We start from the raw sequence: 248 nt of genomic DNA on the forward strand, positions 1-248 counted from the left end.
GCCGGCTTCTTCGTTGTTGTCTGTTCTTTTGTTGACGGCGCTAGGCCGTGCGATTGTCGGACGACCAGGCCGCGTGCGGGGCGGCAGTGGTGTCGACGGCCCGGCGCGCCGGCATGTTCGCGGGACGCTTCGCGAGCCGTTCGAACTCGGTCACGTCGTGACTGCAAAACACGCTCACCGCCTGGCTCGTCAATGCGAGGTCGCGCAACCGGCTTTGATTATCGAAGCGCGCCGCGCGATCTTTTTCG

General features: G+C 64.5%; 1 pseudogene. It reads right to left on the reverse strand.

Annotated features, from left to right (window positions below):
* Positions 1 to 40: 40 nt before the first annotated feature.
* A pseudogene (locus SB822_RS59585) lies at positions 41 to 248 on the reverse strand (MBL fold metallo-hydrolase); the annotation flags it as partial.

It is taken from the genome of Paraburkholderia sp. SIMBA_054 (genome assembly GCF_046534875.1).
Taxonomy (GTDB): Bacteria; Pseudomonadota; Gammaproteobacteria; order Burkholderiales; family Burkholderiaceae; genus Paraburkholderia; species Paraburkholderia hospita.